Below are 22,868 nucleotides of genomic sequence, written 5' to 3' on the forward strand. Positions count from 1 at the left end.
TATAATAATGTTTTTATATTTTTGCAAGAGAATTTTTATTTCATTCCCTCAAAACTAGATAATGTAGAAGAAGTAAAACGTTTTTTGGTTAAGTCCTCGATCGATTAGTATCAGTCAGCTCCACATGTCGCCACGCTTCCACCTCTGACCTATCAACCTGATCATCTTTCAGGGATCTTACTAGCTTGCACTATGGGAAATCTCATCTTGAGGGGGGCTTCATGCTTAGATGCTTTCAGCACTTATCCCGTCCGCACATAGCTACCCAGCTATGCCTTTGGCAAGACAACTGGTACACCAGCGGTGCGTCCATCCCGGTCCTCTCGTACTAAGGACAGCTCCTCTCAAATTTCCTGCGCCCACGACGGATAGGGACCGAACTGTCTCACGACGTTCTGAACCCAGCTCGCGTACCGCTTTAATGGGCGAACAGCCCAACCCTTGGGACCGACTACAGCCCCAGGATGCGATGAGCCGACATCGAGGTGCCAAACCTCCCCGTCGATGTGGACTCTTGGGGGAGATAAGCCTGTTATCCCAGGGGTAGCTTTTATCCGTTGAGCGATGGCCCTTCCATGCGGAACCACCGGATCACTAAGCCCGACTTTCGTCCCTGCTCGACTTGTAGGTCTCGCAGTCAAGCTCCCTTGTACCTTTACACTCTACGAATGATTTCCAACCATTCTGAGGGAACCTTTGGGCGCCTCCGTTACTTTTTAGGAGGCGACCGCCCCAGTCAAACTGCCCACCTGACACTGTCTCCTACCCCGATTAGGGGTATGGGTTAGAATTTCAATACAGCCAGGGTAGTATCCCACCGATGCCTCCACCGAAGCTGGCGCTCCAGGTTTCTACGGCTCCTACCTATCCTGTACAAGCTGTACCAAAATTCAATATCAGGCTACAGTAAAGCTCCACGGGGTCTTTCCGTCCTGTCGCGGGTAACCTGCATCTTCACAGGTACTATAATTTCACCGAGTCTCTCGTTGAGACAGTGCCCAGATCGTTACGCCTTTCGTGCGGGTCGGAACTTACCCGACAAGGAATTTCGCTACCTTAGGACCGTTATAGTTACGGCCGCCGTTTACTGGGGCTTCGGTTCAAAGCTTCGCTTGCGCTAACCTCTCCCCTTAACCTTCCAGCACCGGGCAGGCGTCAGCCCCTATACTTCGCCTTGCGGCTTTGCAGAGACCTGTGTTTTTGCTAAACAGTCGCCTGGGCCTATTCACTGCGGCTCTTCTAGGCTTTAACACCCAAAAGAGCACCCCTTCTCCCGAAGTTACGGGGTCATTTTGCCGAGTTCCTTAACGAGAGTTCTCTCGCTCACCTTAGGATTCTCTCCTCGACTACCTGTGTCGGTTTGCGGTACGGGCACCTTTTATCTCGCTAGAGGCTTTTCTTGGCAGTGTGGAATCAGGAACTTCGGTACTATATTTCCCTCGGCATCACAGCTCAGCCTTTACGGAAACGGGATTTGCCTCATTTCCAGCCTAACTGCTTACACGCACATATCCAGCAGTGCGCTTACCCTATCCTCCTGCGTCCCCCCGTTGCTCAAACGATAATGAGGTGGTACAGGAATATCAACCTGTTATCCATCGCCTACGCCTTTCGGCCTCGGCTTAGGTCCCGACTAACCCTGAGCGGACGAGCCTTCCTCAGGAAACCTTAGTCATTCGGTGGATGGGATTCTCACCCATCTTTCGCTACTCATACCGGCATTCTCACTTCTAAGCGCTCCACCAGTCCTTACGGTCTAGCTTCAACGCCCTTAGAACGCTCTCCTACCACTGACATCGTAGATGTCAATCCACAGCTTCGGTGATACGTTTAGCCCAGGTACATTTTCGGCGCAGAGTCACTCGACCAGTGAGCTATTACGCACTCTTTAAATGGTGGCTGCTTCTAAGCCAACATCCTGGTTGTCTAAGCAACTCCACATCCTTTTCCACTTAACGTATACTTTGGGACCTTAGCTGGTGGTCTGGGCTGTTTCCCTTTTGACTACGGATCTTATCACTCGCAGTCTGACTCCCACGGATAAGTCTTTGGCATTCGGAGTTTGTCTGAATTCGGTAACCCGATGAGGGCCCCTAGTCCAAACAGTGCTCTACCTCCAAGACTCTTACTACGTGAGGCTAGCCCTAAAGCTATTTCGGAGAGAACCAGCTATCTCCAAGTTCGATTGGAATTTCTCCGCTACCCACACCTCATCCCCGCACTTTTCAACGTGCGTGGGTTCGGGCCTCCAGTTGGTGTTACCCAACCTTCACCCTGGACATGGGTAGATCACCTGGTTTCGGGTCTACGACCACATACTAATACGCCCTATTCAGACTCGCTTTCGCTGCGGCTCCGTCTTCTCAACTTAACCTTGCATGTAATCGTAACTCGCCGGTTCATTCTACAAAAGGCACGCCATCACCCATTAACGGGCTCTGACTACTTGTAGGCACACGGTTTCAGGATCTCTTTCACTCCCCTTCCAGGGGTGCTTTTCACCTTTCCCTCACGGTACTGGTTCACTATCGGTCACTAGGGAGTATTTAGCCTTGGGAGATGGTCCTCCCTGCTTCCGGCCGGATTTCACGTGTCCGGCCGTACTCAGGATCCACTCAGGAGGGAACGAAGTTTCAACTACAGGGTTTTTACCTTCTTTGACGGACCTTTCCAGATCTCTTCATTTACCCCGTTCCTTTGTAACTCCATGTTGAGTGTCCTACAACCCCAAGAGGCAAGCCTCTTGGTTTGGGCTATGTCCCGTTTCGCTCGCCGCTACTCAGGGAATCGCGTTTGCTTTCTCTTCCTCCGGGTACTTAGATGTTTCAGTTCCCAGGGTGTGCCTTCAATACCCTATGTATTCAGGTAAAGATACTACTCCATTACGAGTAGTGGGTTCCCCCATTCGGAAATCTCCAGGATCAAAGCTTACTTACAGCTCCCCGAAGCATATCGGTGTTAGTACCGTCCTTCATCGGCTCCTAGTGCCAAGGCATCCACCGTGCGCCCTTTCTAACTTAACCTAAAGGTTAATTCTCTTATTATTAAGAGAGAAAAAACTAATGTGGTGTTTCTTGTTTTCTTCTTTTACGATTATCTAGTTTTCAAAGAACGAAATGATACAGAGGAATTGATCCCTCAAAACTAAACAAACAAAGCGGTCAACAGTACAGACCAGAAGGTCTGCATTCCGATTGTCTTTACGACAATATCCTTAGAAAGGAGGTGATCCAGCCGCACCTTCCGATACGGCTACCTTGTTACGACTTCACCCCAATCATCTGTCCCACCTTAGGCGGCTGGCTCCTTACGGTTACCCCACCGACTTCGGGTGTTACAAACTCTCGTGGTGTGACGGGCGGTGTGTACAAGGCCCAGGGAACGTATTCACCGCGGCATGCTGATCCGCGATTACTAGCGATTCCAGCTTCATGTAGGCGAGTTGCAGCCTACAATCCGAACTGAGAATGGTTTTATGGGATTGGCTCGACCTCGCGGTTTCGCGACCCTTTGTACCATCCATTGTAGCACGTGTGTAGCCCAGGTCATAAGGGGCATGATGATTTGACGTCATCCCCACCTTCCTCCGGTTTGTCACCGGCAGTCACCTTAGAGTGCCCAACTAAATGCTGGCAACTAAGATCAAGGGTTGCGCTCGTTGCGGGACTTAACCCAACATCTCACGACACGAGCTGACGACAACCATGCACCACCTGTCACTCTGTCCCCCGAAGGGGAACGTCCTATCTCTAGGAGTGTCAGAGGATGTCAAGACCTGGTAAGGTTCTTCGCGTTGCTTCGAATTAAACCACATGCTCCACCGCTTGTGCGGGCCCCCGTCAATTCCTTTGAGTTTCAGCCTTGCGGCCGTACTCCCCAGGCGGAGTGCTTAATGCGTTTGCTGCAGCACTAAAGGGCGGAAACCCTCTAACACTTAGCACTCATCGTTTACGGCGTGGACTACCAGGGTATCTAATCCTGTTCGCTCCCCACGCTTTCGCGCCTCAGCGTCAGTTACAGACCAAAGAGCCGCCTTCGCCACTGGTGTTCCTCCACATCTCTACGCATTTCACCGCTACACGTGGAATTCCGCTCTTCTCTTCTGCACTCAAGTTCCCCAGTTTCCAATGACCCTCCCAGGTTCAGCCGGGGGCTTTCACATCAGACTTAAGGAACCGCCTGCGCGCGCTTTACGCCCAATAATTCCGGACAACGCTTGCCACCTACGTATTACCGCGGCTGCTGGCACGTAGTTAGCCGTGGCTTTCTGGTTAGGTACCGTCAAGGTACCGTCAGTTACTCCGGTACTTGTTCTTCCCTAACAACAGAGCTTTACGACCCGAAGGCCTTCTTCGCTCACGCGGCGTTGCTCCGTCAGACTTTCGTCCATTGCGGAAGATTCCCTACTGCTGCCTCCCGTAGGAGTCTGGGCCGTGTCTCAGTCCCAGTGTGGCCGATCACCCTCTCAGGTCGGCTACGCATCGTCGCCTTGGTGAGCCGTTACCTCACCAACTAGCTAATGCGCCGCGGGCCCATCTGTAAGTGACAGCCGAAACCGTCTTTCAGCTTTCCCTCATGAGAGGAAAATGGTTATCCGGGTATTAGCTCCAGGTTTCCCGAAGTTATCCCAGTCTTACAGGCAGGTTGCCCACGTGTTACTCACCCGTCCGCCGCTGATATCAGGGAGCAAGCTCCCATCAATCCGCTCGACTTGCATGTATTAGGCACGCCGCCAGCGTTCGTCCTGAGCCAGGATCAAACTCTCCAAGAAAGTTGATTTAGCTCAAAAATGTTACGTTGGCTAGTGTATTATAACCAAAGTTATAATCACTAAAATTTAATATTGTTGACGTTTGTTTGTTTAGTTTTCAAAGAACAATTTATTTGTTTTCGCTCGTAAGCGACTTTCTTAATATATCATGTGGTATCTATTAAGTCAACACCTTTTTTTAAAACCGCCAACCGCGAATGTCTTCGTTTTTAATTTCGTTCGCAGCGACGGTTATAAATATAACAAGGATTAAAAAAAAGGTCAATAGTTTTTTTGAAAAAAATTAAAAGAATCGATTAAACACGATAATAGCGATGGAAAATCCCTTGTCCTTTCGTTTCTTTCGTTACGACTGAAATGTATTTCTTTTCAATTAAATACTCAAGCATGACACCTAAATCCACAGAATACAAACTTAAATCTGGATGATTTAACATTTCATCAAATGACCAGACTTCCTTTTCTTGCAGTACATCAATGATATGAGTCGATCCAACTTCTGTCCGAGAGTGTATAAGGAATTCACCAGCAAGGAATAAAAGCTCTAATCTTTTTTCAATTGTTTCCTCACTTGTAATTAGCTCCTCGTACAATTTATAGATTTCAGGCTCCATTTGTTTGACTTGATTCCAAACTGTAACTTCTGGATGAAATCCATGTTCGATGACGGATAATCTTGCTAAATGATGCAATGAGTGAACGATGTGGTTATAGGCATCCATGTATTGTTTATTTTCAAAAAAGGTTTTGCCGTCTAAATAACGACGAATTAATTTTGAAAACTCGATACCCATTTTTATTTTTCGACCATAAAAAGGGAATTCTCTTAACTCTTGCTTTAAATTCTGAAAATAATCATTACGATCAAAAAGGATTTTTCCCGAGAATATCCATTCTATAACCTTGCGATTACTCCCCATTAATAGCCATTCGTTTAATTGGTCCTCTCTTACGATATTTAAAGCGGCTTTTTTATCTTCATAACTGTAATGTTTAATATGAAGTGGATGCTCAGCTTCCTTTACGATGATTAAAAGCACTGCATCGAAGGTATCTGTGCTTGCACTCGCTTTTTCTCGTTTTTCTATTAGTAAAACTCCGAGTGTATTGGTTTGGCTCGCTCGTTCTTGGTATATTGGCCGAAGAATGTGTTCCATAGTCATTCCTCCATAAAATTCAGATAGCGTATATATTTCGACAACTCCAAAAAAAATCCTTCCGTGAGAGAAACATTTTCATCGCGAGCAATCATTACCACATAAATCCATTACGATGATATAATAAATTGAAGCTTTAGGAGGGGAACGATGATGGCAAAATACTCAAGTAAAATTAATAAAATACGATCTTTTGCTTTGAGCTTAATTTTTATCGGCTTTATCGTTATGTATGGGGGAATATATTTTCGATCTTCTCCAGTGGTGATGACGATATTTATGTTAATAGGCTTACTTTTTATCATCGCAAGCACAGGGGTATATTTTTGGATAGGGATGCTTTCAACAAAAACAGTTCAAGTCGTTTGTCCTAATTGTGGTAAGCAAACGAAAGTTCTTGGACGAGTTGATATGTGTATGTATTGTAATGAACCATTAACACTAGATCGCCAACTTGAAGGGAAAGAGTTTGACGAAAAGTATAATCGAAAGAAAACTAACAATTAATATCCTCGATTACCTTTTTATTTTTCCAACAAAAAAGAAGGCTGCTGCATTTAAGCAACAGCCTTCTTTTTTTATTAATGTGTTTCCTTAATTGAACACTCTGGGCAACTTCCGTATACTTCTAAACGATGATGACTTATTTTAAAACCAGTTACATGAGAAGCTAGGTTTTCCACTTCATCTAATCCTGGGTAATGAAAATCGACTATTTTACCACAATTTTCACAAATCACGTGGTAATGATGAGTGGTTACGAAATCAAAGCGACTGGATGCATCTCCATAAGTTAATTCCTTTACAAGACCTACTTCACGAAATACTCGCAAATTGTTGTAAACTGTAGCCACACTCATGTTTGGAAATTTTCCTTCTAAAGCTTTATAAATATCATCTGCAGTAGGGTGTGACATTGAGTTTATTAAATATTCAAGTATCGCATGACGTTGAGGAGTAATTCGAACTCCCGTATCTTTTAAGGTATCCAACGCTTCTTTTAGCGGATTATGTGACACCGTCATGCACCTCTTTTCTAAAAGAATTTTTACTTTATAATATTTATAATTAGTGTACTCAATAACAATTACTTTTGTCAATATAACAAACTTGAAATACTATTTTTGTTCACTATTTTGATGCAAGGTCTTTTCAACTGCTCCTAGTTGATAGTTTACAAATCTTGCCGTAACAAATAGTAGGTCGGAAAGGCGATTTAAGTAAGCTAATACGAGAGGATTAACTTCTTCCTCCAGGCTAACCGAACAACGTTCTGCTCTTCTAACAATCGTTCTTGCTATGTGAAAAGCAGCTCCCGAAGGATGTCCTCCTGGAAGAACAAAATTGGTTAATGGCGGTAAGTCTTTATCCCATTGATCAATTAACCCTTCCATCTCGTCTATTTCTGTTTTCTCCAGCTTCCATTTCACTTCTTTTCCCTTCGGAGTTGCCAGTTCTGCTCCAACATGGAATAAAATTGTCTGTATTTTATGATATGCTGTTTCTAATGAATCTTTTCCTTGGAAATTTTCCCCTTTTAAATAGCTTAGCGCTAACCCAATCATAGAATTAGCTTCATCGCAAGTTCCGTATGCTTCTACCCGAAGATCGTCCTTCCGAACCCGTTGGCCATAAACCAGTGAGGTTGTCCCCTTATCCCCTGTTTTCGTATATATTTTCATTAGTATTATCCCCTCTCAAGATTTATTTTTATGTAATCTTCATTTTTCCCTAATAACATTTCTACTTATAATCACTATAATATCAGAAAATACAGAATTCGATAACATACTTTCACAGAATGTAAACAAAAAAAGAGCGAATCTGTGACGATTCGCTAAAGAACTTCTGAGGAGGTATGCCCTAATATAATGATATTCAAATCGAAAATGAATGAATTGGACAAATGCCTTTCTTGTAAAAAATAGGCTCTGCTAAATCAGGTATACTAAAAAACCTATAAGTTTTCCTTTATGTATTGCAAAGCCGCTTCGACATGCCCTTTCACCTTGACTTTACGCCATTCCTTTACGAGTACTCCATTCTTATCAATGATAAAAGTAGAGCGCTCAATTCCCATATATTCTTTACCAAAGTTTTTCTTAAGAGTCCAAACTCCATAGCTCTCCGCCATTTTATGTTCTTCATCTGCTAATAAATGAAACGGCAGTCCATGTTTTTCAATAAAAGTAGCATGGCGCTTAAGCGGATCAGGACTAACTCCGAGAATAACCGCATTTACTTCCTCAAATTGAGTGTGATAGTCGCGAAAATCACATGCCTCCGTTGTACATCCCGGTGTCATATCCTTTGGATAAAAATAAAGCACGATATTTCGGCCACGAAAATCTGCCAGCTTAACGGCTTTCCCTTCAGTAGAGGGCAGTTCAAATTCAGGCGCTGCTTGACCTACAGTTAATGACATTCACTATTCCTCCCAACAACCAAATTTGCTATGTTAAGCCTATCCCATTTTTTTAAACAAAGTCAAATGAAAGCCTGTTTATTCACGGTCAAATACAGCTCTTGCTACAAAGGCAGCAGCAATTGTATGCCCAATTAGCGCTTCTGTTATCGCAATTACCCTGCCGATCCCGATAGGGGTAATGTCACCATAGCCAACTGAAAACAATGTCATACCGCTAAAATAGACAAAGGTTTTTAGCCTGGTTAAAAAGCTAATGTGATCTATTTCCGGCAAGTCAATGATTAACGCAATTCCCTTCATCTCTAGCATCATATATAATAAACCAAAGCCAATCATAATCGTGGCATAGAGCATGGCTAGCATAAAAAAATTCTCTAATGAAACAGGATTGCTTCTAACATTCCGTGGCAAAAAAAGCACTCGTAAGCTCATCAAAATACAAAGGATGACACATATAAATAAAACGTAAAAGGCCATGGAATCCGCTCCCTTATCTTCCTAATAAAGAATACGCTCCATAGCCTAACTGTATGCTAGCCTGTCTTATTTAATATCATTAATTCCCTGCACCACGGTACCTCTTTACCCCTTCATTCCATACAAAAATAGAAAGGCTAAAAAATGCAATACCGATAAATGGTGTAATAAAGGCATAAAGGTACCATTCACTTTTCCCAAGGAAAAAAGAAGCTGGGTAAACTCCAACAAATGCAAACGGTAATATCCAGGTTAAGATAAACCGGATAATTTTGTTATAAATATCAACTGGATACCGCCCGTAGTTACTAATATTGTACATCATTGGCATAATCGAGGATTTCGCATCAGACCAAAAGCTGACACAGGCAATGAGTACAAAAATTCCCGCATAAACCATTACGCCGCCGATGATAAAAATCACAAAAAGAAGCGGATCATACCAGTGCAACTCTAATCCTAGTTTTCCACCTGCATAAAACATAATAGCTAAGCCAGTTATCCCACCAAAAAGCGATTCCAATTCCATCCGTTCTAAAATAATTTGAAACAAACTATGGATCGGTCTCGTAAGGATTCGATCAAGCTCCCCTTTAACTATATAACGTTCATTGAAATCCCAAATATTAAAAAAAGACGAAAATAATGCAAAAGGAATTAGAAAAAATCCATAGATAAAGATAATTTCCTCCCTAGACCAACCTGCTAACGCATGAGTATGACCGAAAACTATCAGGATAAAGACAAAATTTACAGCTTGTTGTAAAAAATCCGTTAAGATTTCGACGATTAAATTACTCCTGTATTCTATTCTTGTTTTCAAGTATTGGGCGACATATTGGAAAAAAATTGATACGTAGAACATGCGTCACCCTCCTTGGATAACCAATTGTTTTTTTGCGAGAACCCATAACAAATAAATTGGTAGTATCAAAATTACAACCCAAATAGCTTGCGATAAAATGGCATGGGTGGCCTGGTTATTGGTGAAGCCCCCAGTAAAAATCATACTAGGTAAGTAGCTAATACCTTGAAATGGAAGAAATTTCATTATGTCCTGTGCCCAGATAGGAAAAAAACTTATCGGCAGCAATAAACCAGAAAACAGATCAATTACAACTCGTTTAGCTCGAATTAACCCAGTATTATTATATAGAAAGAACGTTGCTAGTCCGGTCATTAAATTAATTTGCGTATTAATGAAGAAACTTAATAGGATCGAAACGAAAAATAACCCCAGGGTATAGGGGGAAATCGAAAAATCGAGCCGGAAAATAAACGCTACGATTACCATTCCGGGCATAGAAAACAGAAACAAACGGAAGATTCCTTCACCTAATCCCTGCATCACCTTCATTCCCAAATAGCTATAGGGTCGAATTAATTCTATCGCAACTCTTCCATCCATAATCTCCACCGCCATTTCCCGATCGAGATTATTAAAATAAAAAGCTCGTGCCATCCAGGCAACGGCGATATAGGTCGTCATTTGCGCAACCGTTAACCCTTGTATTTCCCCTTTATCCCCATAGATTCCATTCCACAAAAAATAATAAGCACCGATATTAATGCTATAAATCAGGATTCCCGTATAATAATTGGTTCGATATGCAAGCATCATTAAGAAGCGAATACGAATCATCTCTAAATATTTACCCATTCGAATCGCCCCCTTACGCTGTCCCTTTTTCATATATGTTTCGAATGATTTCTTCCGTTGATAACTCGTTAATTTTAAGGTCCTTAACTTTGAAAGCCGCAACGACCTTCGCAATAATTTGGGAGATCAACTCATCATTATCATCAGCAATGTGGACCGTATAAGTTTGACTCTCTTCATTTTCTTCCCACTTTAGCTCGTACTCTCTCGTTAGACTCTCTAATTCCAGTAAATTAACAGGCTGTAAAAATTGGAATTGTATATCCTTTCCATCGCCCCATTTTTCTTTTAGGCTGCGAAGTGCGCCATCATAAATAATTTTACCTTCATCTAACATGATTACACGTTCACATAAAGCTTCAATGTCGGTTAAATCATGTGTGGTAAGCAGAATCGTCGTATTGTACTTTTCGTTGATTTCCTTTAAAAACTCTCGAATCTTAAGCTTTACTAAAACATCCAAACCAATCGTCGGCTCATCAAGAAAAAGAAGCGGCGGATTATGGATTAATGCGGCAGCAAGTTCACAGCGCATTCTTTGTCCTAGCGATAATTTACGAACAGGTTTATCCAATAATGGCTCTAAATCTAGTGTTTTGATAACATGGCCCATATGCTCGTTATATTGTTCATCTGAAACTTTATAAACCTTTTTCAGTAGGCGAAACGATTCTTGAACGGCGATATCCCACCAAAGTTGAGAGCGCTGACCAAACACGACTCCGATTGTTTGCACGAATTTTTCCCGTTCCTTATGAGGGTTCATTCCATTTACTGACACACTTCCAGAAGTCGGGGTTAGAATTCCTGTTAACATTTTAATGGTTGTCGATTTACCTGCCCCATTTTCACCGATATAGCCAACCATCTCCCCCTGCTTTATTTGAAAGCTAATATCGTTAACAGCCGGAACTACTTTATAATTTCGCATTAACAAATCTCGAAAAGCACCTTTCAAACCTGAACGGCTTGAATAGGACTTAAATTCTTTGCGCAAATCGTTAACTAGTATGGCATCCTTCATCTATATTCTCCTCCAACATCATTCACAGTCCTAAATACATAGTGTAACGAAACAATTATACTAATACAACCTAGACGATTGATTACATACATAATAGATTCGAAAACCAATCGTCTTCATTCTTTTTCTGTTAAAATGAATAGGCAGTAACAAATGGGAGGTTTTTATAATGAATTTTACTAATTCTGAACGATTACATAATGAAGCATTACAGCATATTGTTGGCGGAGTTAACAGCCCGTCACGTTCGTATAAAGCGGTTGGTGGAGGCTCACCGGTTGTGATGGAACGTGGTCATGGGGCCTATTTCTGGGATGTCGATGGCAACCAATATATCGATTATTTAGCAGCCTATGGACCAATTATTACGGGACATGCGCATCCACATATTACAGAGGCAATAAAAAAAGCAGCGGATTCAGGTGTCCTTTACGGAACCCCAACTCCCCACGAAGTAAAGTTCGCGAAAATGTTAAAAGAGGCGATTCCTTCATTAGATAAGGTCCGGTTTGTGAATTCCGGAACCGAGGCCGTCATGACAACGATTCGTGTCGCTCGTGCCTATACGGGACGAGATAAAATCATTAAATTTGCTGGCTGTTATCACGGTCATTCCGATCTTGTCCTTGTCGCAGCTGGTTCAGGTCCATCTACACTTGGAACCCCTGATTCTGCTGGTGTGCCAAAAAGTATTGCTCAAGAAGTCATCACTGTCCCATTTAATGACATTGACGCTTATAAGGAAGCACTTGATAAATGGGGCGATCAAGTTGCAGCAGTACTTGTTGAGCCAATCGTTGGGAACTTTGGAATTGTCGAGCCTAAGTCAGGATTTTTACAAGCTGTCAATGACTTGACCCATGCTGCCGGGGCACTTGTTATCTATGATGAAGTCATTACTGCATTCCGGTTCATGTACGGTGGTGCGCAAGATTTACTTGGAGTAAAGCCAGATTTAACCGCCTTAGGAAAAATTATAGGAGGCGGCCTACCAATTGGTGCTTACGGTGGACGGATTGATATTATGGAGCATGTTGCACCGCTCGGTCCAGCCTATCAAGCAGGTACGATGGCAGGAAACCCTGCTTCTATTTTATCTGGAATAGCTTGTCTAGAGGTTCTCGGGCAAAATGGCGTTTACGAATATTTAGATCAATTAGGTGCATTGCTCGAAGAGGGAATTTTAGAGGCTGCAAAGGATTTCGAAATTCCAATTACGATTAATCGACTCAAAGGAGCATTAACGGTTTATTTTACAACAGAAAAAATTGAAAATTATGTTCAAGCTGAAAATACAGATGGTGAAATGTTTGGTAAATTTTTTAAGCTGATGCTCCATCAAGGAATTAATTTGGCTCCGTCAAAATATGAAGCGTGGTTCCTTACAATCGCTCATACACAAGAGGACATTGAAGCAACAATCCATGCAGTTCGCAATGCATTTTCCTCACTAAAGAATGAATAATTATACAAAAACCAGATTAATCCAGGAGCGATCCATTTCTCCTGGATTTCCTTTCAAACCCTTATGTAAGCGCTTTCCTTAAGCTTTTCCTTCTATAAAATGCCACTTTGTTTTCCACCTATTACTATGCATGGATAATTGATTTCTGAAAATTCCTATGATAATATTAAAATACAATTTTATTAAAAAATGCCATTCGTTCGCAACTATTATAATTAAATGATTTTAATGGTTCGTTACCATTTGTTCATTTGTAAATAAAAATTGAATGGAGCACTATTTATTACAGGAGGTGAAACGGCTTTTTGAGGTAACCCTTTAATAAAGCCGAAACACATGGATCAACAATGGAGTCCGTCTCTATTTACAGATTTTCATCGTCAAGAACACGATGCTTGCGGAATTGTTGCAAGTCTTGAAAAAAAGAAAATACCTACAAGGGAAAACATTTTCCATTGTATCGATGCCCTTGTCCTGATGAACCACCGCGCTGGCTTTATTAACGGCGAAGGTGACGGCGTTGGGATTCACATCGATATTCCACAGCAATTGTGGAAGGAAAAATTATCGAGTGCTGGCAAGGATCCAGAAGTAATCAACAGCGACCGTTTTGTTGTTGGTCACTTTTTCATTACGAAAAATGCCGGACCGAAAGCGATTATTTCCGAGCTACAATCAAAGCTTAACCAAAACGGATTTGAAATATTATTTGAATCCGATAAGGTGACCGATTCAGCTGCACTAGGTCCAATTGCAATTCAGGAAAACCCTGTATTTTGGCAAATAGCCTGTCTTGCTCCTCTTTCTGGAAAAGAGTTATCTCAAAAGCTGTTTAGCCTAATTGTTGAATTTGAAAAAAATGAAGCCGTTCATGTAGCCTCTTTGAGTCAATATCACGCAGTTTATAAAGTAATGGGTGCTGGTGACATCCTTCCAAAATACTATCAAGACCTTGCTAGCCCACTTGTTGCATCTACCATTACACTTGGGCATAATCGTTATTCTACAAACACATTATCCAGCTTCTTCAGAGTACAGCCATTCAGTGTACTTGGACATAATGGCGAAATCAATACGATTGCAAAACTACGTGATGAAGCAAGAATGATCAATGTACCACTTGTAAAAGATGGAAGCGACTCACAAGACTTAAGCAGAATTATTGAAACCTTTATCTGTCGTGAAGGATATTCTCTATTTGAGGCAATGGATGTTTTATTCCCGCCAATCGTTAATGAAATTAAAGCATTCCCTGAACATTTACAGGATTTATATACGTATATTCGTGAAGCATGGGGACATTTTGCGCAAGGTCCAGCAGGGATTATTTCTAGATTTGCCGATGAAGCAGTATTTAGTGTCGATTCACTCGGTCTTCGTCCACTTTGGATGCTTGAAACTGAGAAATCATACTTATTCTCCTCTGAACCAGGTATCATACCAACAACAGAATTCATGAATGATCCGAAGCCGCTTGCACCTGGCGAAAAAGTGGGCTTCAAATGGAATGGTGAAGATCTTGAAACCTATTTCATGAGTGAATTCCATGGTGAGGTATATAAGCGTTTCGCAAATCGAATTAGCTTTAAAGATGCTAGAAAGCGTATTAATCCACCTAAGGTTGAAAAGACGGTAACCGTTAATTATCCGTCAAAAATCACTAATGGTCAGTATAAGGCATTTGGTTGGGAAAGAGACCATGTACAATTAGTGGAGCAAATGGCTGAAAAAGGCGTTGAGCCAATCCGTTCACTAGGACATGATGCACCACTTGCAGCTTTAAATCTGGAACGTAAAAACATTCCTGATTTTATTAAAGAAAGCGTAGCGGTTGTTACCAATCCAGCAATTGACCGTGATCGTGAAACAGAGCACTTCTCAACACGAACAATTATTGGCAAACGCCCAACTCTGTTCGCTGCAGAAGAAACTAGTGTGGTTGTGGAGCTTAGCACGCCAATCCTTATCGAAGGAAAAGTTGGCTATGACTGTTCTGAAGAACTCAACCAACCAAGCTTTGATCAATTAGTCAACATTTTCCAAACCGCTAAATTAGTTTCATATTTACCAACAACATTTGCAAAAAATGAAACAATTCCTGAGGCATTAACAAGAATTACGGAAACAGCGATTGAAGCAGTGAAATCTGGAAAAACGCTTTTGATCTTAGATGATGCAGATGCACATCAACAGGATTCGTTCTGGATTGATCCACATCTTGTAACATCAGCTGTAGATCAGGCATTAGTAAAAGCAGGTGTGCGTAGAGACTGTTCTTTATTAGTTCGTTCCGCTGCCCTTCGTTCGTTACATGATATTATGATTGCATTTGGTTTAGGGGCAGATGTTGTTTCCCCATACTATATGTTTATTACTGTACTAGATGACACCACCTTAAAAACGGTGAAAAATTTATACAGCGCCCTTACAAAAGGGGTTGAAAAAGTCATTTCTACAATTGGAATTCATGAGCTGCGCGGATACGGCAGACTGTTTTCGGCAATCGGCTTTAATGACGAGATTGCACAATGCTTAAATATTACGAACTTCTTTGGTTCAAAGGATCTAGCTTTCAATTTCGAATCACTTAAAGAAGATTCTTTACTAAGAGCCATCGATTACCATAATGAAAAAGAGCGGATTGGCAAAACATTTAATTTGTTCCCAAGAATTTGGAAATCAATTGGTGAAATGGCTTCGACAGGAAGCTATGATGCTTACCGAGAAAAAATCACGGAGCAGGAAGAACAAAATCCTACAACCATTCGTCATTTAATCGAATTGAAGAAAACAAATCCGATTGGGACTGCTGATGAGGTCGATTTACATGTCGGTGAGCATGATTTACCGTTCGTCATCTCTTCTATGTCGTTTGGATCGCAAAATGAAATCGCGTTCCGCGCCTATGCAGAAGGAGCAGATCGTCTCAATATGGTCAGCCTTAACGGTGAAGGCGGCGAAATTAAGGATATGCTTGGAAAATATCCAAAGACACGTGGCCAACAGGTTGCATCAGGTCGATTTGGGGTAAATGCTGAGCTATTAAACTCATCAAATCTACTTGAAATCAAAATTGGTCAAGGGGCGAAGCCTGGTGAAGGTGGTCATCTGCCTGGATCTAAGGTTACAGCTAAAATTGCCGAAGCCAGAAATGCAACAATCGGATCTGATTTAATTTCACCATCAAATAACCATGATATTTATTCGATTGAAGACCTGGCACAAATGATCCATGAGCTTAAAACAGCAAATGATAAAGCAAAGGTTGCTGTTAAAGTACCAATCGTACCAAACATTGGAACAATCGCGGTTGGTATCGCTAAAGCAGGTGCCGATATCATTACTTTGAGTGGTTTCGACGGCGGAACTGGAGCGGCAAGAATTCATGCCCTTCAGCATGTTGGTTTGCCAGTTGAAATTGGTGTAAAGGCTGCACATAACGCTCTATTAGAGGCTGGACTTCGTCACCAAGTAGAGCTTTGGGCTGATGGCGGTATCAAGAGTGCGCAGGATGTATTAAAAGTTATGTTACTTGGCGCTAACCGTATTGGTTTCGGAACATTATCGATGATTGCAATTGGATGTACAACTTGCCGTGGCTGTCACTTAGATACTTGTCACGTTGGAATTGCCACTCAAATCGAATCTGAAGCACAAGCAAAAGCGCATGGTTTGCGTCGTTTTGTGCCAAGACAATCAGAGCTGGCTGTTCAGGCTATTATTAACCTATTTACAGCGATTGGTACTGAATTAAAGAGCTTAGCTGCCTCCATTGGCGTACGTAATCTCCAGGACGCAGTTGGTCGCTCAGACTTATTACAACAATTAAATGGCAATGATCAATTAGATCTAACCTATTTATTAAAAGCATTGGATATTAGTCCATTAAGTGCAAAAGAAGCCGTCGCATCAATCGAATCATCACAGCTTCAAGTTGCTGTAGGTGCGGAATATCTTGATGCAGACGTTGCTGATTTACAGCATTCACGCGAGTTCCATTCAGTAAGTTCAGAACAACGTGTACTTGGAAGCCGTGTTTCATGTCACCGTGTTCGTGGGCGTCTCGATGGTTCTTATCATGATCTGCCGCCGGTACACCTACAATATAAAGGATCTATTCCAGGTAACGGCCTTGGTGCTTACAACTGTGATGGAATCAATATTGATATTAGCGGTGGGGCCCAGGACGGAATCGGTAAAACTTCCTTCGGTGGAAAGATTCAAGTGTTCAAATCAAAAGGAAAAGACGGCAAATTCTATAATGGCTCTGTTGGTAAAGGCTTTGGCTATGGCGCTCAAAAAGGATTGCTTGTTGCTCAAGGTGATGCTGATGCCCGTGCAGGAATCAGATTATCCGGAGCTGACATGATTATTGGCGGTCAATTAAAGAAACCAATTCCACAGGATGAAGCTGGAAACATTGGTACGAACGCTAATATTAAAGGCTTTGCTTTTGAATACATGACCAATGGTCGCGGACTTGTTTTAGGTGACCCAGGTCCATGGATTTGTGCTGGGATGACCGGTGGGGTTGTATACCTACGTCATCAACCTGAATTAGGTTTTACAAAAGAAGCGATTCAACGAAGAATTGCTAAAGGAGCAAAGGTGACTGTCACTTCTCTAAATGAGAAAGGGATTGCTGATGTGAATGAATTACTTGGCTCCTATGTTGACGCACTTAAAGCTCAAGGACAAACTGAGGAAGCAGACAGCTTAGCTTTTCTATTGGCTAAACCGGAAGCACACTTTGTTCAGGTTGTTCCAGTAAAAGAACAAGCCGATCCATCTGTCTCTACAGAGTGATGATCGAAATGCGGAAGCTACTTGCTTGAGAGTTAGAGCTCTAAAATTTCATAAGACACATAACGAAAGTGCTCGCATAGTTTTGCGGGCACTTTTTTCTTTTTCGAAAAATATCCCTTGAACTTCTGAAATAATCATTGTATAGTACATAATTGTTTGGCTTTTACGAAAAGGTATAGACAAGGATTTAACCCCTTGGACGCCACTTAGAAAAATGTATATGAAAGGAAAATACCATGAAACTTGGTGCCCGCATTTTTAAAACGGGAATCGCAATTATTCTTGCACTTTTATTATCAGAACTACTTCAATTACCTTCACCAGTCTTTGCTGGAATCGCAGCCATCTTTGCCATACAGCCAACCATTTATCGTTCGTTTTTATCCATTATTGAACAAATTCAAGGTAATTTTATTGGAGCGGCTATTGCCATATCCTTTGTTTTACTTTTTGGCAACGAAATCATCATTATTGGCCTGGCCGCTATCATCGTCATAACGATCAATTTGAAATTAAAAATTGAAAACACGATTGCTCTTTCTCTGGTAACATTAATTGCAATCATGGAAACACCTGGGGATGAATTTATTCATTTTGCTATCATTCGTTTTTCGACCATTATGCTTGGGGTATTATCATCATTTATGGTGAATTTAATTTTTCTACCACCAAAGTACGAAAATAAGCTGTTTACAGGTGTGACTGAGGTGACAGCAGAAATCATCCGCTGGATTCGGTATAGCATTCGCCATGCATCAGAGCATCGACTTCTAAAGAATGATATCATCAAAATTAAAGATTCCATGATTAAAATAGACCAGTTGTTTCTCATGTATACAGAGGAACGGAACTATTTTAAAAAAACTACCTTAGTTAAATCCCGTAAGCTGGTCGTATATCGCCAGATGGTATCAACCGCAAAAAGGGCTCTTGATGTATTAAAACGTCTTCATCGCTATGAAAATGAGCTACAGCAAATGCCAGTAGAATTCCAAAATGCGATACAAGCCCAGCTTGATTGCCTAATTAATCATCATGAACAAATGCTGCTTCGATTTATTGGAAAAATTAAACCCAATGCTGCATTGGAGAAACAAGACGTTTGTATGAGTAAGCAGGATTTATTTGATCTGTTTTTAGCTCAGCAAAAAGGCATTGATGAACCATATGCGCCAATCCTATTTCATTCCATGCAGGTAATCGCCTCAATTATAGAATATAGAGAACAAATCGAGCATCTAGAAACATTAATCAATAGCTTCCAATCATTTCATAAAGGTGCAAACGAGGTTGAGTTTGAGGAAGCAAAGTAATAAGTGGCTGACACTGATGTCAGCCACTTTTTATTTTGCCTTACCACTTTACTTAGATGATGGGAGCGGAAATCAACGTTTAACAAGTCCTGTTTATTCAGTAAGGAAATTGCGAAGAATAACCGTTAAATTGTTGATAGGCTTGGTCAACTTTTTGTTGTTCTGCTGCTTCTAGCTTATACCAGCCTTCTTTAAACATTAAGTTAAACAAATCACGAGCACTTTGATGTGTTTCCGTCAAAATCTGCATAAAGTCAGCATGTAATTGAATATGACTTGCTTCACGTACGGCACTATTTAAACTATCAGTTAAATATTTGCATGTGCTTAATCCATCGTTAACAAAGTCACGATCGTTCATTTCTGGCCCTTTTACTTGAGGTAATTGTCCAGTTTGCGGATTAGCAATTTGATTTTGTTGATTTTGCATGGATTTTCTCCTCCATTCAAAAATTGGAATTACTGCATTTGTTGCATGCTAGGCATATTTGCTAGTGCGGTATTATTATCAACTTGTAGATGAGATAGTATTTTTTGATAATGGTTTTGGTGCATCTGCCCTGCTTTTTCAAGCGCTTGTTTAATTTCATTGTTTTGAACCTGGCTTGCTAAGTGGTGGAATTTTTTAAAGGCAAGCAGTTCCCATGATAAGGCATCCTTAATATAATCTAAATCCTTTGTTGTAATCGCAGTCGGAGGTGTCTGCATCTGTGCTTGATTTTGCATAATCATGCTCCCTTCATAAATGACTTGTGACATCCTATAGATTTTACTAATGGGTATATGTTTATGTAGATAAAAGTAGTAAAGTTGACGAAAAAAAACCAGACTCCTAAAAAGTCTGGGTTTCCTCGTGAACTTTCGGTTCCAGTTGTTGAACCTGAAATAAATTATAGTAGCTGCCCTTCTTCTTCATCAATTCATCATGACGACCCATTTCCACTATTTCTCCGTGTTCAATTAGAACAATACGGTCTGCATGTGTAATCGTTGATAAACGATGTGCAACGATAAATGTAGTTCTTTGCTCAGCAAGCGTTTCAAGTGCCGCCTGAATTAGGTGCTCACTTTCTAAATCAAGTGCTGAAGTAGCTTCATCCAGTACTAAAATTGGGGGGTTTTTAAGAAAGACCCTGGCAATGGCGATTCTTTGTTTTTGACCACCTGATAGCTTAACGCCTCTCTCGCCCACTTTTGTATGGTATCCTTCAGAAAGTCCCATAATAAAATCATGTGCATTCGCTTGCTTTGCTGCTTGGATAACTTCTTCTTCTGATGCAGTTGGGTTACCGAGTAAAATGTTGGTCATGACCGACTCGCTAAATAAAATATTATCCTGAAGCACCATGCCAATTTTATCCCGTAATGACCGAACCTTTATCGAGGAGATGTCCACACCATCTAGAAGAATCTTTCCTTTTGTTACATCATAAAATCGTGGTATTAGGCTAATAAGCGAGCTTTTCCCACCTCCACTCATCCCAACTAAAGCTAATGTTTCTCCTTTTTTCACATTGAGCGATATATCTTTTAGTACGTAATCCTCATTGTCATTATAGGAAAAGGACACATGATCAAAAATTAAGTTCCCTTCAACTTCTTTACATTCGACTGCATTAGCAGCGTCGACTATATCATATTCTTCATCCATGAATTCGAATACCCGATCCATTGATGCGATTGATTGTGTAATGGTTGTTGAGGAGTTCACTAATCTTCTTAATGGACTATAAAGCTTCTCGATATATGAAATAAATGCAACCATCGTTCCTAATGATAAATCATTCTGAATGACCTGATAAGCTGAAAAGCCAATTACGATTAAAGGAGCAACATCAGTAATCGTATTAACCACTGCAAAAGACTTTGCATTCCATCTCGTGTGATCTATTGCCTTTGTTAAGAAATTTCGGTTTTGTTTATCAAATTGCCCCTGTTCAAAATCCTCAATTGCAAAGCTTTTAATAACCGGCATCCCCTGTACACGTTCATGTAAATAGCTTTGAACTTCTGCTAAAGCTTGGGACCGAACTCTCGTAAGCTTCCTCAGGTTCCCAAAGAAATAACGAACAGAAAAACCGTAAAAAGGAAACAAGATAAGCGAAACTAGGGTTAAAGATATATCCATTGAGAACATAATAAAGATGGCAATCACGATTGTAGCTATGTCTAACCAAAGATTCATTAATCCAGATATAACAAATGTTTTGGTTTGCTCAACATCGTTGATGACCCTGGAGATCACTTCACCAGATCTTGTATTGGCATAGTATTTAAAGCTTAATTTTTGAATATGTGTAAATAACCGATCACGAATATCATAAAGGATGCGATTTGCGGTCCACTGGGCAAAATATTGACGATAGTATTCTACTGGCGGCCTGAGAATCACAAATACAACAATCATTAAAGCCATTAGGATGAATAACTGATCTAATTTTTCCTGTTTGGATAGAATTTCGCTACCAATAACATCATCAAGGACAAACTTAATTAATAGCGGGGTAATTAACGGAATGGAGAATTTTATTACGCCGATCAAAATCGTTCCAACAATTTGAAATCGGTATGGTTTGACAAATTGTAAGTATCTTAAAATGTTGTTCAAGTATTCGCCCCCCTATATGGCGGGAACTCATAGTAAAACCTGTTGATTAACATCAACAGGTCTTTATTTTGTACCCACTGTATTTATTTTAACATTAACGTCTGTAAGTTAAATACCTTTCATACCAAATATCAATAAAATCAGGTGCAAATGGGCCTTTTCTTTGACGGATCCATTGAATTAGCTGATCAACATTGCGTTTCAGAATTTGATCAATGATATCGGGATACTTCATTTCTTTACGATGACGTTCATACTCATCTTCATCCAGTAAATTAAAGGTCATATCTGGAAATACTTTAATATCTAAATCATAATCAATATACTTTAATGCTTCATTGTCAAAAATATAGGGTGAACTAATATTGCAATAATAATAAATTCCATCCTCACGGAGCATACCAATGACATTAAACCAATATTGAGAATGGAAATATACAATGGCAGGCTCACGTGTAATCCACGTTCTTCCATCTGATTCTGTTACCATGGTTCGATCATTGCCACCAATGACCAAGCTTTGCGTCCCTTTTAAAATGGTTGTTTGTTCCCAGACGCGATGGATGTGCCCATTGTGTTTATAGCTATGAATTTGTACTGTTTCACCTTCGATGGGAACGCCCAATAATCTCCCCTACTTTCGTTCCAGAACGCTTTGTAACCTAAACACTATGTTATCAATTATTTTTTATTAAAATAAAAAAGGTACAAAGAACAATTCCTATTTTCTATTATTATAACGGTAAAACACAGAATTTAAAACAAAGAGCCATTGAAAATGCATCAATGGCTTGATTTTGGTGGTATTTTTTAAAAGAATTGTACCTTTATTTACACATTACGTTCAATTCCTGATAGGAGCGTATCACTTCTTCTGTTTGCTGCTCAAATATTTGATGTATTTCCCTTAGCTCTTCCTTCATGCGGATGATATCGGCTTGAACATCTTCTATTTTTGTTTCTTCTTGAAGCTTTACCAGTTCTTGTTCAATTTCTTGACATCTTTCTAGCTCAGACTGAATCTCTAACAATTTATCCATTGTTTTCATTTGCTCCGAGATTAAACGGTTAAAGTTGTTCATTTTCCTCCACCGTCCTCATATAGATTGGTAGTTATATGAATTCGAGATGCTAGAGGAAAGTCCTTTGACTTTTTCTG

The 22,868-nt window shown here is 40.8% G+C and carries 17 protein-coding genes and 2 rRNA genes; 4 read left to right on the plus strand and 15 right to left on the minus strand.

The features are described from left to right. Nucleotides 1–84 precede the first annotated feature (84 nt). The 3 genes from RGF10_RS21000 to RGF10_RS21010 form a co-directional block, all read right to left on the minus strand. Nucleotides 85–3,023 (minus strand): 23S ribosomal RNA (locus RGF10_RS21000). A gap of 195 nt (nt 3,024–3,218) precedes the next feature. Next, nucleotides 3,219–4,771, minus strand: a 16S ribosomal RNA gene (locus RGF10_RS21005). Together the 16S and 23S rRNA genes form the textbook arrangement of a ribosomal RNA operon. 296 nt (nt 4,772–5,067) lie before the next feature. Next, nucleotides 5,068–5,928, minus strand: coding sequence for a nucleotidyltransferase-like protein (locus tag RGF10_RS21010; protein ID WP_318505490.1), 861 nt, complete (start codon nt 5,926–5,928; stop codon nt 5,068–5,070). 150 nt (nt 5,929–6,078) lie between these two features. Here RGF10_RS21010 and RGF10_RS21015 point away from each other — a divergent pair, with 150 nt between their 5' ends. After that, nucleotides 6,079–6,435: a YgzB family protein gene (locus RGF10_RS21015; RefSeq protein ID WP_318505492.1), complete on the plus strand. Its 357-nt coding sequence runs from the start codon at nt 6,079–6,081 to the stop codon at nt 6,433–6,435. 74 nt (nt 6,436–6,509) lie between these two features. Here the strand turns inward: RGF10_RS21015 and perR are convergent, their stop codons facing one another. From perR to RGF10_RS21050, 7 genes are all read right to left on the minus strand, one after another. Then, nucleotides 6,510–6,953 carry a peroxide-responsive transcriptional repressor PerR gene (gene perR / locus RGF10_RS21020; RefSeq protein WP_412176652.1) on the minus strand — a complete coding sequence of 148 codons (444 nt, stop codon included), beginning with the start codon at nt 6,951–6,953 and terminating at the stop codon, nt 6,510–6,512. A gap of 93 nt (nt 6,954–7,046) precedes the next feature. Beyond that, nucleotides 7,047–7,610: a cob(I)yrinic acid a,c-diamide adenosyltransferase gene (locus RGF10_RS21025; RefSeq protein WP_318505496.1), complete on the minus strand. Its 564-nt coding sequence runs from the start codon at nt 7,608–7,610 to the stop codon at nt 7,047–7,049. 275 nt (nt 7,611–7,885) lie between these two features. Beyond that, nucleotides 7,886–8,353 carry a thioredoxin-dependent thiol peroxidase gene (gene bcp, locus RGF10_RS21030; protein ID WP_318505498.1) on the minus strand — a complete coding sequence of 156 codons (468 nt, stop codon included), beginning with the start codon at nt 8,351–8,353 and terminating at the stop codon, nt 7,886–7,888. Nucleotides 8,354–8,431: 78 nt separating this feature from the next. After that, nucleotides 8,432–8,833: an ion channel gene (locus RGF10_RS21035; protein ID WP_318505500.1), complete on the minus strand. Its 402-nt coding sequence runs from the start codon at nt 8,831–8,833 to the stop codon at nt 8,432–8,434. A gap of 79 nt (nt 8,834–8,912) precedes the next feature. Further along, nucleotides 8,913–9,698 carry an ABC transporter permease gene (locus RGF10_RS21040; RefSeq protein ID WP_318505501.1) on the minus strand — a complete coding sequence of 262 codons (786 nt, stop codon included), beginning with the start codon at nt 9,696–9,698 and terminating at the stop codon, nt 8,913–8,915. A 3-nt stretch (nt 9,699–9,701) separates the two neighbouring features. Next, a complete protein-coding gene (locus RGF10_RS21045) occupies nt 9,702–10,493 on the minus strand; it encodes an ABC transporter permease (protein ID WP_318505503.1) in 792 nt (263 codons plus the stop codon). Nucleotides 10,494–10,506: 13 nt separating this feature from the next. Further along, nucleotides 10,507–11,517 (minus strand): ABC transporter ATP-binding protein, encoded by a 1,011-nt coding sequence (locus RGF10_RS21050; RefSeq protein ID WP_318505505.1) that lies wholly within the window; start codon nt 11,515–11,517, stop codon nt 10,507–10,509. A 169-nt stretch (nt 11,518–11,686) separates the two neighbouring features. Here RGF10_RS21050 and RGF10_RS21055 point away from each other — a divergent pair, with 169 nt between their 5' ends. The 3 genes from RGF10_RS21055 to RGF10_RS21065 all read left to right on the plus strand — a co-directional run bounded on the left by RGF10_RS21055 (nt 11,687) and on the right by RGF10_RS21065 (nt 19,101). Beyond that, nucleotides 11,687–12,982 carry a glutamate-1-semialdehyde 2,1-aminomutase gene (locus RGF10_RS21055; RefSeq protein ID WP_318505507.1) on the plus strand — a complete coding sequence of 432 codons (1,296 nt, stop codon included), beginning with the start codon at nt 11,687–11,689 and terminating at the stop codon, nt 12,980–12,982. Between the two features lie 336 nt (nt 12,983–13,318). Further along, on the plus strand, nt 13,319–17,788 hold the full coding sequence (locus tag RGF10_RS21060) for a glutamate synthase-related protein (protein WP_318505509.1): 4,470 nt from the start codon (nt 13,319–13,321) through the stop codon (nt 17,786–17,788). Between the two features lie 236 nt (nt 17,789–18,024). Then, a complete protein-coding gene (locus tag RGF10_RS21065; protein ID WP_318505510.1) occupies nt 18,025–19,101 on the plus strand; it encodes an aromatic acid exporter family protein in 1,077 nt (358 codons plus the stop codon). 97 nt (nt 19,102–19,198) lie between these two features. Here the strand turns inward: RGF10_RS21065 and RGF10_RS21070 are convergent, their stop codons facing one another. The 5 genes from RGF10_RS21070 to RGF10_RS21090 all read right to left on the minus strand — a co-directional run bounded on the left by RGF10_RS21070 (nt 19,199) and on the right by RGF10_RS21090 (nt 22,791). After that, nucleotides 19,199–19,531 (minus strand): spore coat protein, encoded by a 333-nt coding sequence (locus RGF10_RS21070; protein ID WP_318505512.1) that lies wholly within the window; start codon nt 19,529–19,531, stop codon nt 19,199–19,201. Nucleotides 19,532–19,560: 29 nt separating this feature from the next. Beyond that, nucleotides 19,561–19,833 (minus strand): ferritin family protein, encoded by a 273-nt coding sequence (locus RGF10_RS21075; protein WP_412176653.1) that lies wholly within the window; start codon nt 19,831–19,833, stop codon nt 19,561–19,563. 100 nt (nt 19,834–19,933) lie between these two features. Further along, the gene (locus RGF10_RS21080) at nt 19,934–21,709 is read right to left on the minus strand and encodes an ABC transporter ATP-binding protein (protein WP_318505516.1); all 1,776 of its coding nucleotides are present in this window, start codon (nt 21,707–21,709) and stop codon (nt 19,934–19,936) included. A 94-nt stretch (nt 21,710–21,803) separates the two neighbouring features. After that, entirely contained in the window at nt 21,804–22,334 is a 531-nt protein-coding gene (locus RGF10_RS21085) for a nucleoside tri-diphosphate phosphatase (protein WP_318505517.1), read from the minus strand. A 202-nt stretch (nt 22,335–22,536) separates the two neighbouring features. Continuing rightward, entirely contained in the window at nt 22,537–22,791 is a 255-nt protein-coding gene (locus RGF10_RS21090) for a YgaB family protein (RefSeq protein WP_318505520.1), read from the minus strand. Nucleotides 22,792–22,868: the final 77 nt, after the last annotated feature.

The organism is Bacillus sp. T3, from assembly GCF_033449965.1.
GTDB lineage: Bacteria > Bacillota > Bacilli > Bacillales > Cytobacillaceae > Bacillus_BU.